The organism is Nevskia soli, from assembly GCF_903970205.1.
GTDB lineage: Bacteria > Acidobacteriota > Terriglobia > Bryobacterales > Bryobacteraceae > Bog-113.
In genome coordinates, this window is sequence record NZ_CAJCHS010000294.1 from 1 (window position 1) to 11851 (window position 11851).

The 11851-nt window shown below is 59.0% G+C and carries 14 protein-coding genes and 1 tRNA gene; 9 read left to right on the forward strand and 6 right to left on the reverse strand.

Translation table 11 applies throughout. From position 1 onward, the window contains the following. Positions 1-68: 68 nt before the first annotated feature. The 6 genes from H1Y01_RS12940 to H1Y01_RS12965 are packed head-to-tail and all read left to right on the forward strand — an operon-like array spanning position 69 to position 4596. Positions 69-845: an ABC transporter permease gene (locus H1Y01_RS12940; protein ID WP_180540934.1), complete on the forward strand. Its 777-nt coding sequence runs from the start codon at positions 69-71 to the stop codon at positions 843-845. Continuing rightward, on the forward strand, positions 824-1633 hold the full coding sequence (locus H1Y01_RS12945; protein ID WP_219341515.1) for an ABC transporter ATP-binding protein: 810 nt from the start codon (positions 824-826) through the stop codon (positions 1631-1633). Before H1Y01_RS12940 ends, H1Y01_RS12945 begins: the two co-directional genes overlap by 22 nt. Continuing rightward, positions 1630-2412 carry an ABC transporter permease gene (locus tag H1Y01_RS12950; protein ID WP_180540935.1) on the forward strand — a complete coding sequence of 261 codons (783 nt, stop codon included), beginning with the start codon at positions 1630-1632 and terminating at the stop codon, positions 2410-2412. The genes H1Y01_RS12945 and H1Y01_RS12950 overlap by 4 nt, the downstream gene beginning before the upstream one ends. Then, the gene (locus H1Y01_RS12955; RefSeq protein WP_180540936.1) at positions 2402-3472 is read left to right on the forward strand and encodes an ABC transporter substrate-binding protein; all 1071 of its coding nucleotides are present in this window, start codon (positions 2402-2404) and stop codon (positions 3470-3472) included. Before H1Y01_RS12950 ends, H1Y01_RS12955 begins: the two co-directional genes overlap by 11 nt. A gap of 37 nt (positions 3473-3509) precedes the next feature. After that, positions 3510-3824: a heavy-metal-associated domain-containing protein gene (locus H1Y01_RS20085; protein ID WP_367399788.1), complete on the forward strand. Its 315-nt coding sequence runs from the start codon at positions 3510-3512 to the stop codon at positions 3822-3824. After that, on the forward strand, positions 3811-4596 hold the full coding sequence (locus H1Y01_RS12965; RefSeq protein WP_180540938.1) for a DUF169 domain-containing protein: 786 nt from the start codon (positions 3811-3813) through the stop codon (positions 4594-4596). The genes H1Y01_RS20085 and H1Y01_RS12965 overlap by 14 nt, the downstream gene beginning before the upstream one ends. A gap of 79 nt (positions 4597-4675) precedes the next feature. Here the strand turns inward: H1Y01_RS12965 and H1Y01_RS12970 are convergent, their stop codons facing one another. From H1Y01_RS12970 to H1Y01_RS12985, 4 genes are all read right to left on the reverse strand, one after another. After that, positions 4676-4912 (reverse strand): hypothetical protein, encoded by a 237-nt coding sequence (locus H1Y01_RS12970; RefSeq protein WP_180540939.1) that lies wholly within the window; start codon positions 4910-4912, stop codon positions 4676-4678. 251 nt (positions 4913-5163) lie between these two features. Next, on the reverse strand, positions 5164-5427 hold the full coding sequence (locus tag H1Y01_RS12975) for a UPF0175 family protein (RefSeq protein WP_180540940.1): 264 nt from the start codon (positions 5425-5427) through the stop codon (positions 5164-5166). 90 nt (positions 5428-5517) lie between these two features. After that, entirely contained in the window at positions 5518-6909 is a 1392-nt protein-coding gene (locus H1Y01_RS12980) for a sugar transferase (RefSeq protein WP_180540941.1), read from the reverse strand. Between the two features lie 19 nt (positions 6910-6928). Next, positions 6929-7393, reverse strand: a complete 465-nt coding sequence (locus tag H1Y01_RS12985; protein ID WP_180540946.1) for an RrF2 family transcriptional regulator — start codon at positions 7391-7393, stop codon at positions 6929-6931. Between the two features lie 215 nt (positions 7394-7608). Between H1Y01_RS12985 and H1Y01_RS12990 the strand changes: the two genes are divergently transcribed. The 3 genes from H1Y01_RS12990 (at position 7609) to H1Y01_RS13000 (ending at position 9780) form a co-directional block, all read left to right on the forward strand. Further along, complete coding sequence (locus H1Y01_RS12990; protein WP_180540942.1) at positions 7609-9048, forward strand: alginate export family protein; 1440 nt, start codon at positions 7609-7611, stop codon at positions 9046-9048. Between the two features lie 65 nt (positions 9049-9113). Then, positions 9114-9189: transfer RNA gene (locus tag H1Y01_RS12995), tRNA-Lys, on the forward strand. A 279-nt stretch (positions 9190-9468) separates the two neighbouring features. After that, positions 9469-9780 (forward strand): hypothetical protein, encoded by a 312-nt coding sequence (locus H1Y01_RS13000; protein ID WP_180540943.1) that lies wholly within the window; start codon positions 9469-9471, stop codon positions 9778-9780. Positions 9781-9794: 14 nt separating this feature from the next. Here the strand turns inward: H1Y01_RS13000 and H1Y01_RS13005 are convergent, their stop codons facing one another. Continuing rightward, positions 9795-10805 (reverse strand): TonB family protein, encoded by a 1011-nt coding sequence (locus tag H1Y01_RS13005; RefSeq protein WP_180540944.1) that lies wholly within the window; start codon positions 10803-10805, stop codon positions 9795-9797. Beyond that, positions 10802-11770 (reverse strand): Gfo/Idh/MocA family oxidoreductase, encoded by a 969-nt coding sequence (locus H1Y01_RS13010; RefSeq protein WP_180540947.1) that lies wholly within the window; start codon positions 11768-11770, stop codon positions 10802-10804. The genes H1Y01_RS13005 and H1Y01_RS13010 overlap by 4 nt, the downstream gene beginning before the upstream one ends. Positions 11771-11851 lie beyond the last annotated feature (81 nt).

An 11851-nucleotide genomic window follows, 5' to 3' on the forward strand; every position in this document is an offset into this window, starting at 1 on the left:
TTAGTTCATTCACGTTATTGCGCGAAATCGTGCTTGCGGTTAGTCTTGTTGGTTTCGCTGACAACTCTATGCAAGGCAAAAACCCGTTGAAGGCGCCGCCCTGGTTGCGGCCGGTCGTCTTCATAGCGTTCCTGCTGGTTATATGGCAAATCGCGATCGGCCGGCAGCCGGTGCATCTCCTGCCAAGTCCCTGGGAAGTGGCTCGCGGTATCGTCGATCTCGCCCGTGAGGGATTGTTGTTGAAGTATTCCGTCGCGTCCCTCTTTCGGGTCACCTGGGGCTTTCTATCGGCTGCGGTTTTGGCGGTTCCGATCGGCTTAGCGATCGGCTGGTATCGGCGCGGCGAGATGGCGCTCAATCCGCTGATTCAGATTCTTCGCCCGATTTCACCCCTGGCCTGGATTCCGATTGCGATTCTCTGGTTCGGCGTTGGCGACATGGCCGCGATCTTTTTGATTTTCCTGGGCAGTTTTTTCCCGCTCGTTCTGACCACCGTTAACGCGGTACAGGGCGTTCCGGCCGTTTACGTAAACGCGGGACGTAACTTCGGCTTGAGTCCCGCCGCTCTGATCTACCGGGTGCTCTATCCCGCCGTGATTCCGCAACTGATCACGGGCCTCAGGATAACCCTGGGTGTCGCCTGGCTGGTCGTGGTTGCGGCGGAGATGATCGCCGTAAACTCCGGGCTCGGCTTCCTGATCATAGATGCGCGTAACGCGGGCAACCGCTACGATCTGGTGGTCGCGGGAATGGTCGTGATCGGTGTCATCGGTGTTCTATTGGATCTGGGCATGCGGTCATTGGAAAGAGTGAAGTCGCTTAGTTGGGGCTATTCGGAGGATTAGTGGCGGGTATCGAGACTGACAAGAGAGCGGAGACGGCGCAGCCTAAGCTATCCACCGAGCACCTCACGGTGGCTTTTGGGCGTAACGGAAAGACAACGCCTGTTCTGAACGACATCAATCTGGCCGTGGGAAAGGGCGAGTTTCTCTGTGTGGTCGGCCCCTCGGGCTGCGGGAAGTCAACGCTGCTCAGCACGATGGCTGGATTCCTTTCGCCTACCAGCGGAGCGGTGAAGATCGACGGTGAAGTCGTGAACGGGCCGGACCCGCGGCGGATTTTTGTTTTTCAGGAGCGCGGCGTTTTCCCCTGGCTGACGGTTGAGGGGAACATCGAGTTCGGCCTCTTTCACTTACCGGGGGCGGAGCGGCGGCGACGGATTATCCACTATATTCAGTTAGTCGGACTGGAAGGCTTTGAAAAGGCTTATCCGGCGGAACTGTCGGGAGGCATGAAACAGCGGCTGGAAGTCGCGCGGGCGCTGGCAGTTAACCCCGATATGCTTTTTCTGGATGAACCTTTTGGATCGCTGGATTCCATCACGCGTCTCACCATGCGCAAGGAGCTGCTGCGAATCTGGGAAGCGGAGCGGAACACCATCATCTTTGTTACCCATGATATCGACGAAGCAGTCCAGCTCGCGGACCGGGTCGCGGTAATGAGCGATCGACCCGCGAGGATTCAGGGCATCGTCAAAATCGACATTGAACATCCGCGCGATGTTAGTTCACCCAGCTATCTGGAACTCCGCGACGGAATTAGTCAACAACTCGGTTTGGCGCATAAGATATGAACTCGCTCGCGGAACCTAGAAAGTGGGAGAGAGTCTTCTGGCCGGTTCTTGCCTCGATAGCTTTCCTGGCGCTTTGGCATTTCTGTGTGATCTGGAGCCATACCAAAGTATTTCCTTCACCGCTTGCCGTAGAGAAGGGCATGCTTGAGTTAGCTCGTAAAGGTCTCTTATTACGGTATATTGCGGACTCGCTGCGCCGCGTGGCGCTTGGATTTGGAGCAGCCGCGGTTCTGGGGATTCCGGTAGGTTTGACGCTGGGCTGGTATCCGGCAGCCAATCAGGTAGTGAATCCCGTTTTGCAGATGTTACGTCCCATTAGTCCGCTGGCCTGGATCCCGGTCGCCATCGTATTTTTCGGCGTGGGAGATACGACGGCTGTGTTCCTGATCTTTCTTTCGGCATTCTTTCCGATCGTGGTGGCCTGCGTCAGCGGCGTATCCAATGTACCCTCTGTATACCGGCGAGCGGGTCGAAATTTCGGACTGAACCCGGCCCAGTTACTCGCGCGCGTCGTCTTCCCCGCGGCGCTTCCGCAAATCATCATCGGTCTAAGGATTGCGCTTGGCATTGCGTGGCTGGTGGTCGTGGCCGCCGAGATGATCGCGGTCGATTCGGGCCTCGGATATCTTGTGATCGACGCGCGTAATTCCGGGAAACGTTACGACCTGGTTGTCGCGGCGATGTTATTGATCGGAGTTATCGGGCTGGCATTGGATCTCTGTTTTCGGCGACTTAGGAATATCCGATCGGTCCGTTGGGGATTTCGTAATGAGTGGTAAGAGTAAGTTCCTGTTGTTCGGCTTCGTCTGGCTCGCGCTGATTTCGGGAATGCACGCGTACCTGAACGTGAATTGGGCCTCCGTTCTAAACGATTACCGTCCGGCGGCGAAGAGAAAAATCAGCGTCGCCTATATCCCGGTTACCTGCCAGCTCACGTGCCCGGTGACCGACTACATCTCCAAGCTTTCGGACAGCGGCGAAATCTTCCTGCCGCGCATGTTCCAGGGATTTCCGGAAATGAAGGAAGCTCTGATTTCGAAGCGGATGCAAGCCGCGTTCATCGTCGCTCCGATGGCGATCGCGCTGCGTGCCCAGGGCGTTCCGATCAAGGTCGTTTACCTCGGCCACCGTTACGGCAGCGCGCTGGTTGTGAAGAAGAACGGGCCGGTCAAAACCTTCGCCGATTTGCGCGGCCGGACGATTGCCATTCCGACGCGGTTTTCGGATGAGCGTCTTCTGGTGTTCCGGGCCATGAAAAAGTGGGGGATCAAGCCCGGCGAGATCAGGATGGTCGAGATGGCGCCGCCCGATGTGGCCGGCGCGCTCGCCGCGGGTGCGATCGACGGGTTTGTCATGGGCGAGCCATTTCCTTCGCAGGCTGAGTTGGGTGGATACGGCCGGGTTCTTTTTCAGGCAAGGGAATACTGGCCGGACTATATGTCGTGCATTCTGGTTGTGCAGCAGGATCTGATCGATCGGCGGCCGGACATTGTGCAGACCTTGGTGGACGGGATTGCGCGGTCGGGTCTTTGGCTCGATCAAGGGCTCGATAAAGGAAAAGCGCATCGCGAGGATGCGGCCGACTTCGTTGGACGTTTCTATTACAACCAGAAGCCGGCCGTACTGCGTTTTGCGCTGACGAAACCGCTGGACCGGGTGATGTACACGCCTCTCGCGCCCCGCCGCGCGGACTTCGATATGGTCCGCGACCTGATGATTGAAACCGGTGTATTGGATAAGAAGATTGACTTCGATGAGTATGCCGACACGCGCTTCTCGGATGGGGCTCGTACGCAAACCTCCTGGATCTATGAGGCGGGGATTGCCAAAGCTAAGTGACAGTAATCGTAGACAGACAGTAAGGAGTTAACTAAGCATGTTCCGCAGAAACTTTATTCAACGACTTACACTCGTAGGGACTGGCAGTTTGGCAGCGTTAGGGGCTGCTGAAGGGCGCGGGATCAAGAGGGTAACGTACCGGGTAAGCGGTTTTACCTGTGTCACGTGCGCCATCGGCCTCGACACGGTCCTCGGAAAGCAACCGGGTGTTGTACACGTTACATCGAGTTATCCGGACGCAAAGACAGTGATTGATTACGACCCGGGGTTAGTTACGGAAAAGGCGCTTGAGGCGGCGATCGCGGAGATGGGTTTTCGCGTTGGGCGAGATACAAATGATGCCACTCGCTGAACCGGGCTGTCTTTCGAGCGCGGCAAAGATCCTGACCGATTCCTTGCGTCTTCGTCGACCGCCGGTTGCCATTTCACTGACCAATCATGTTCCTAGTGGCGTTCGCGCACATGGCGGACTTGTTCCGGCGGGCTGCCGGTTCTGGGAAGACGCGGCGGACCGGGCGTTCTACACGACAGCCTCGGAGCACAGTTTGTGCGCCGTCGGCATCTATACGCACAACCTGCAACCGTCCCCCCGGCAGCAAGTCGATTTGATGGATGCGTTGAGGGTTTTTGGTGAACTTGGCTACGTAAGGCCGGAAGATCTGCCGCTGATCCCGACGCTTCGCTCGCGCCACGAATATGTTGTTTACTCACCCCTGGCGACCGCGCCGACCGCCCCGGATGCCGTGGTGCTCTTCGTCGATGCCGCTCAAACACTGATCCTCTCGGAAGCGACGCAACAGGTGGAGCTGCAGACCGCGCCCGCGATGGGACGTCCGGCTTGCGCGGTCATTCCGCAGGTCCTGAACACGGGCCGTGCCGCGCTTAGTCTCGGGTGTTGCGGAGCTCGCGCGTATCTCGGAGTTCTCCCGGCCGGTGACTCGATTTTTGCCCTGCCCGGACAGACGCTCGGATTGTACGTCGAACGGGTAGAGGCGCTGGCCAAGGCGAATCGATTGCTCTCGACTTTTCACGAGCTTCGGCGGCAGGCGGTCGAATCCGGGCAGACTCCAACGGTTCAGGAATCGCTTGCCGCGCTCATGGCGCAGGGATCGGGGAGTTCGTAGAGCGACGCCTCGCACGCTTTGGCGAATGGCCTCGACATCGGCGAGAGCCTGAAGCCAGTTTGGAGGCGCTTTAGATTCGTCACGTGAATGAAAAACGCTTTCGGTCCGTTAGGTAGCCGATATTGTAGGCATAGTAGCCGGACGAAATGTCGTGTTGTCCATATTCGAAGGCCGTTGAGAGATTCAGAAGGTTGCGCTTCGCGGCCCGGGCGAGAACACCCAAAGTGCCCGTGGCTTCGATGCCGTTACGCTGCGACTCAACAACTCCTTCACGATCGTCGATTAACAGCAAGTCGGCACGAAGTTCAACGGCCAAAGCAATCGCTTCCTTTCCCCTTTATCAAGGTTTTTCACCGGAGAGTGATGGGTGTGAATGCATCTGCGAACATCGATCCACACCGGCGGATTGGCAATCCAATTTCTTACCGGGGATGGGCCCGCCGTCAGCTCGTCTCGAACGATGGTTGGAAGGGTGATTCCTTGAAAGAGAATGGGGAGTATGTCGATATGGCCGATCAGCACGAGATAGTTGATTGGTCCGGTATCAGCGACGACGAGTGGCACTCCTCAGGTGCCTAGGCGATCAAGCGCTTGCTGCTCGCGCCGGAAATCCTCAATGCTGTATTCGTTCCACACTCCATGAGCCTTAAGAAATCCATCCAGTTCATAGCGGCTTTGAAATCCCAGCAAGCGACGTAGCTCGGCCTTCGATATCCGTTCGTTCTTGTATTCCTCAGTGGCGAATGCTTCCAGCGCGCGGCGTGACAGATCGACGCCCGATGCGTTTAGGCGCTCGGCAAGATCGTCGGGTATCACGACAGTGAGGTCCATGGTTCCTACTGATTAGGTTAACCCTTATCGCAAGGTGGAACGGGCCTCACGCAAGAATTTCCAGCTGATGTTGGATCGAGTCCGATTCCTCTAGCTTGCGCCGCGCCCGCTAAGCACCTGCGGAATCGTCTGCAACAAGATCTTGCAATCCAGCCCCAGCGACCAGTTGTCGATATACTCCAGATCCAACTTCATCCACGTCTCGAAATCCACCTCGTCACGCCCATTCACGGCCCACAGGCAGGTCAGCCCTGGGCGCATCCGCAGCCGCCGCCGCTGCCATCGCTGATATTGGGCGACCTCGCTTGGAATCGCCGGGCGCGGTCCCACCAGCGACATCTCCCCCCGCAGCACGTTCACCAGTTGGGGCAGTTCATCCAGTGAGAAGCGGCGCAGGTAGCGGCCGATCGGAGTCAAACGCGGATCGTTCGGAATCTTCGGGGCGGTCTGCCGGCGGCTGAGGTGCAGCAATTCGGATTGCCGCTGCTCCGCGCCGAGCGACATCGAGCGGAACTTGTACACGCGGAAGCGGCGCCCGTTTAGCCCGCAGCGCTCCTGCGAGAACAGCGCCGGACCGGGCGACGAAAGCCGGACGGCGGCAGCGATCAAAAGCATCACCGGCCAGCCCAGGAGAATCGCAACCGCGGCAATCGAAACGTCGATGGCGCGCTTCACCAGTAAGAGAAGATCGTCGTCCGGCGCAGCCGAGAACGTGAGGAGCTGGGTTTCGCCGAGGTTCTCCAGCCGGATTTCGCTGTTCACATGCGGGAAGAAATCCACCGCAACGCGGGTGCGAACGCCTTCCTCGTCGCACAGCAGGAACACATCTTCGAGCCGGGCGAGCTCCGGACTCTCTACCGCGAAAAGGATCTCATCCACGACGTGCGCGCCGAGGAGCCGCGGCAGGTCGGAAAGGGGGTAGACCGGATAGTCCTGCTTCAACTGCATGATGAGGGGCGCGAAGCCCGTGGCCAGAAATCCGGTGATCGAAACGCCTGGGGCAGCCTCCAGCGTGCGGCCCAGGCGCTCCGCCGGTTCACCCGCTCCGACGACCAGGACATACCGCACAGCGCTGCGGCGCACACTGCCCGTCAGCCGCACCGAAGCCAGTCTGAATATCAATAGGAATGCGCTGCTGTATATCGCGAACAGACCCAGGAAGAAGCGGCTCAGGTCCAGCCGGAGGATGAACTCGAATACCAGCAGGCCGAGGGTCCCAAGCATCGCCTGCCGCAGCGCGTCGCGCAGAATGACGCGCCATCCGCTCCGCCCCAGCCGCGAGTACACGTCCAGCCACCATCCGGCAGCCATCCAGGTGAGAACGCAGAATCCGAGCACCAGGGCGTGTGACGGAACCGCGAAATCGTGGTGAAAGTGAAGCGACAGACGGGTGGCGTAGGCGGCCTCGAACGCCAGGCCGGTGAGCAGGAGATCCGCGGCCGTGAAGAGAATCCGGGTTTTCCGAGCCTGATTGCTGAACATGCGCCCGAAAACCAGTTAATCAGATGAAGTACATCGGATCGGCTTCTTCGACGCCCTGCTTCATGCGGTCGACCGAATGGCAGACGTCCGCGAGGGTGATGTTGTCCAGGATCTCAGCCGTGGCATTGCGCACCTTGCGCATGACCATCCGGGTTCCGCAGGTCTTTTCGTCAATACACTCATCGCAGCGCCGGTAGGCCGTTTCGCTCGCGCACGGGAGCGGCGCGAGGGGCCCTTCCATCAGACGAATCACCTGTCCAACGGTGACTTTATCGGGCGCCGTCGTCAGATGATAGCCGCCGCCGCGCCCGGGTTTGCTGTCGACCAGTCCGCCCGCTTTGGCTGTCAGGAGGATGAGTTCCAGGAATTTCTTGGGGATGAATTCTTCGTCGGCGATGTGCTGAACCAACACCGGCCCATTCCCGTAATGGCGCGCCAGAAGATACAAAGCGCGAAGACAGTACTTAGTTTTCTTCGAAATAATACGCATTCATTCAGGTCGTATAATATAATCGTACTGGTAGACACAATAACCCCGCTGAAAAAATTTTGTTGCGGGCGGAAGCAAACCTCAATAAAATTAGTAGACGTTCAAACATTTCAGGGACTTTCGATAACGGAGGATTAGTGTACCCAAAACATAACCGCAGTATACGTCGTACGGCCTTATCTTTGTGCGTCTTTGGGCTGCTTATAGGAGTGTCTGGGACGGCAAAGGCTCAGACGGGGCAGGACCCGAACAATCCGCCACCCGACCCCAATGCGCCGGGACAGGTGAAACTTCCGGGCGAGCCGCGCGCGGTGGGGGGGCAGACGACTCCGCCGGCAGGCGTGCCGCTTACGGCGGGCGTTTCGACCGTTCCGCTGCCGTACCATACCGGCGACATCGCGGCTGCGACTGGCGAGCCGTCCATTTCCGAAAAATTCGAAGAGAAGCTGCCGCGGTGGCTGCGGTTTACCGGCGAGCTCCGGGATCGCGTCGAAGGCTACGAGAACCTGAATTTCAAGCCGAATAACGGCGACCTTTATGATCTCTATCGGCTGCACGTCGGGATGCTGATTGAACCGACGTCCTGGATACGGTTCTTCATCATGGGATCGGACGAGCGCGTGTTCGATAGGAGCCCGGCGCTTCCGCCGTATCAGAATACCTGGGATATCAAGCAGGCCTACTTCGAACTGGGCGAAACCGAAGGAAGCGGCTTCGGCCTGCGGGTAGGCCGCCAGGATCTGTACTTCGGGAACGGCCGTTTCATCGGCAACTCCTGGTGGACCAACGACCAGCGCGCATTCAACGCCGTGCGGGGCAGCTACGAGAAAGACGGCTATCGCGCCGACCTGTTCATCGCCTCAGTGGTAATCCAGCGAGACGGGGTCGTTGACCACACCAATCAGGGAAACAACCTGAGCGGCGCTTACGGCACCATCAAGAATCATTTCATCAAGAACTCGCAGATTGAGCCGTTCACCTTTTGGCACGTGATGAATGGCGCGACCCTCAAGAGCGGAAAACTCGGTCACCTGGACGAATGGACCGGAGGCGTACGCTTCCTCGGCCGTCTGCCGGGCAACTTCGATTACCGCACCGAAATGGCCCTGCAGCGCGGCGAGCTCGGTCCTTCGGCGATTCGGGCGTGGACCGGTCACTGGGTGATCGGCAATACGCTTCCCGTCTGGTTCGCGCCGCGTCCATTTGTGGAGTACAACTACGCTTCGGGCGATTCGAACCACAGCAACAACAACGTCGAGGGCACGTTCGATCCTATCTACCCGAGCACCCATGACAAGCTCGGCCTCGCCGACCAGATCGGCTGGCGCAATATCAAAGATTTCCGAGTCGGCCTGGATGTGCGGCCCGCGAAAAAATGGGTCGCCAACGTGAGCGGTCATGACTTCTGGCTGGCCAATGCGCACGACGCCCTTTATCCGACGCGCGGCTCGGTCGTCTTCAAGGATTACGCGGGCACGGACGGGACGCACGTCGGCGAAGAAGTCGATGGTCAGGTGATCTATAAGCCGACGCTGCAGACCCAGATCGGCGCGGGGATCGGGCATCTGATGCCGGGCGAGTACCTGAACAAGCAGTCGAAAGGACTGTCTTACACCTATCCGTATTTCCTGATCGATTACGTGTTCTAGTGCGGCGTGGCCGATGTGTTATGGTGTGGGGTGAGAGCGGAAATCGCGCTCTCACCCACCCGCGCGGGCGCGTAGCTCAATTGGCAGAGCAAGAGACTCTTAATCTCTAGGTTATAGGTTCGATTCCTATCGCGCTCACCATCCCTGTATGTGTCGTGAGGGGTCCATCAACCGTACTCCGCTATCCATCCTCTTTGTTTGTTCGCATGTGTTGCGCCTCTTCCGGCTCCGCTCCGTATGGTTTGGATAGTAACTCAATGGTGACTAACCAGATTCTGACTGCAGCATCTAAACAACAAACGTCCCGACCCAGCAGCTACATCAATTACTTTTGCTAATGCCTTGTTCATTGGACTTTAATTGCGCGTTAGCAACGGCTGAAGCCCCCTTGCCGTTAGTCATAGCAGGAGGAACAAGAACATGAAACTAACAATCATCAAGGGGCTTTTGGTGGCAGGGATGCTGGTCGGAACCATGTCCGCGCAGACCATCTATCAGCGCGAACAAAACCAGCAGAACCGCATCGCGCAAGGCGTTCAGTCCGGTGCGCTGACTCCGCATGAGACGGCGCGGCTCGAACATCGGGAGGCGCGGGTCAACCGCGAGATCCGTCGCGATCGCTTCCGTAACGGCGGCCATCTGACTCATCGGGAGCGCGCGCACATCCGCCGTCAGCAGAACCACATCAGCCGCGCGGTCTATCGCGCCAAGCACAATGCGCGCAGGTTCTAAGTCTGCGTCAAGAATCACCGGGGCGCGTTGTACACGAAAGTGAGCTGGAGGACAACGCGATCCCCGGTGTAACCTTCGGGCAACTGGGGCAGGCGATTGGACATGCTGAGCGCGGCGACAACGGCAAGGTCCAGCGGCTTCGATCCGGACTGGGTGGTGTAAATGGCTTTCGTAATCTCGCCGTTACGCGCGATCGAGAATTGAACAACCACGCGGCCCCGCTGGCCGAGCCGGACGCTCTCGGGCATCACGGAAAACCAGTTCCGCTTGACCGTACTGAGCACCTGAACCATGTAGGGTCCGAAATCAACTCCTTTCGGATCGCTGATCAAGCCGATGCTGGCTTTGGGGCGCGTTGCGGTCGGCCTGGGATTAAACGAGTGATCGGGCGTGCTTTCGCTCGTATCGTCGCCGATCTCGCGAGACCCGCCGCCTGAGCGTGCCAGTTCGTGAACGATATCGTCGATTCCGCTGCCCGGCACCTTCAGCCGTCCGGTCCCCTGGCCGGGTTGCGGAGGAGGTGGAGGTGATTCGAGCACCAGCTTTGGCTGCTCGACGGTGCGCGGCGGTGGCGCAACCGTAATCTGAGGCATGATCTGTACGCCCGGTTGCGTTTGCGCCAGAATTTTAGGAGGCTCCTGCGGAATAGCCGGCGTCGGCGTCTGCTTCGCAACTTGCGGCGGCGGTGGCGCCGCGATGCGTGCCTGTTTCGCCGGGCGCGCCTCCCTCGGAGCCGGAGGGCTTACCGACTCAACCGAGATCTCTTGTGAAGGGTTCTTGTTGGGTGCTTTCTGCGTGAGCCGCGTCGGCGGGTCGATTAAAGGCGTTACGCGTTCCGGCCGCGGAGGTTCCTTCGGCGGCTCAACCGTCGGCATCGAGAGCAGCATCGCGACGATCGCGAGATGAAAGACTCCCGAGCCGATACCGGCGCGCTCCCACTCGGAGCGCGTTGGCATCTGACGATCCAGCAGGGTGACCCGATACTCCGCGTCGGGAACAGAGGGCACAGAACGCGTCGACTTCATTGCCGGCGGACCCCAGCTTCAACGGAAGCCTCAACCACTGCCGCATGCTTCTCGATTTCGCTCACCACCGCGAGTGCCACTTCCAGGGTCCGCCGCGCGGCCGTGCCGTCAACCACCGGTTTCCGCCGGGTCCGCACGCATTCAAGAAAGGATTCGAACTGCGTCCGAAGCGGTTCGTCTTTACTGATCTCCACTGGATGAAACGAAATCTCGCGCGATTCGGTTACGCGAATCGCCAGCAGCTCCTGGCGGCTGTAGTCGACGGAGATGTACTCGCCCGGCTGGAACAGACGCAGCTTCCGGATGGTTTCCGTAGACGCGCGGCTGGCGGTCAGGTTTGCCACGCAGCCATTCGCGAACTGCAAGCGGACATTCGCGATATCGACTTTGGGCGAGAGAATCGAGATGCCCGCCGCGCGGATTTCGTCCAGATCGGCATCCACCAGCGACAGCACGATATCGAGATCGTGAATCATCAAATCGAGTACGACGTCGATATCCAGACTACGTGGACTGAACAGGCTCATCCGGTGTACTTCAAAGAACAACGGCAGGCGCGCGATCCCGGTAAGCGCGATGGCCGCGGGATTGAAGCGCTCCAGATGGCCGACTTGCAGGATGCGGCCGTTCGCGGCAGCGGCGGCAATCATGCGATCGGTTGATGGGAGATCGAAGCTAATGGGCTTTTCCACCAGAACATCGATGCCGGCCTCGAGAAGTTCGCAAGCGACGGCGGCATGCGCCTGGGTTGGAACGGCGACGATGGCCGCGTCGACTTCACCGATGAGTGAGCGGCAATCCGGCATCGCAAGAGTGCCGTGCGCCGCAGCCACGCTAGCGGCCCGCGCGGGGTCCAGATCGACAACTCCGGCCAGACGGCAGCCGGGCGCGGCAGCCGCGACGCGGACGTGATTCACTCCAAACTGGCCTGCGCCAACGACCGCGACCCGTATTGCTTCGTTCAGAACTCAAAGACCCTTTCGCTTTGAACTATTGTCTCAAGGCCGGGTAAGCTGTTGCAGAGGTTTACGCGGATAGCGCCAATG